At 64.3% G+C, this 650-nt stretch carries 1 protein-coding gene; it reads left to right on the forward strand.

Features of this window, described 5'->3' with window-relative positions; all coding sequences use genetic code 11:
• Window positions 1-38: 38 nt before the first annotated feature.
• On the forward strand, window positions 39-650 hold a 612-nt coding region (locus IG178_RS24725), incomplete at its 3' end, for an FAD-dependent oxidoreductase (RefSeq protein WP_193215240.1).

The raw sequence follows: 650 nt of genomic DNA on the forward strand, positions 1-650 counted from the left end.
CGGGCGCACGTGGAACAGATCGCAAGGGAGCGTCATCCGTGGCAGACAACGAATTCGACATCCTGGTGCTCGGCGGAGGATCCGCCGGTTACGCCGCAGCTCTTCGCGGAGTCCAGCTGGGCTTCAGCGTCGCACTGATCGAGAAGTCCAAGCTGGGCGGCACCTGCCTGCACTGGGGCTGCATCCCCACCAAGGCGTACCTGCACTCCGCCGAGCTGGCCACCGAGGCCCAGAACTCGGAGAAGTACGGCGTGAGCATCGGCGAGGTCTCCGTGGACATGGCCAAGGTGCGCGAGTACAAGGACAGCATCGTCGCCGGCAAGTACAAGGGCCTGCAGGGACTTATGAAGTCCAAGAAGGTCACCGTCGTGGACGGCTTCGGCAAGCTCACCGGTGAGAACACCATCGACGTCGACGGCACCACCTACACCGGCAAGCACATCATCCTGGCCTCGGGCTCCTACTCGAAGACCATGGGCATCGAGATCCGCGATCGGGTCATGACCTCCACCGAGGCCCTCGAGATCGACTGGACCCCCAAGTCCGCGATCGTGCTGGGCGGCGGCGTCATCGGCTCCGAGTTCGCCTCCATGTGGAACTCCTTCGGCGTGGACGTCACCGTCATCGAGGGCCTGGATCACCTGGTCCCC

The sequence above is a fragment of the Neoluteolibacter marinus genome (assembly GCF_014904755.1).
Taxonomy (GTDB): Bacteria; Verrucomicrobiota; Verrucomicrobiia; order Verrucomicrobiales; family Akkermansiaceae; genus Haloferula; species Haloferula marina.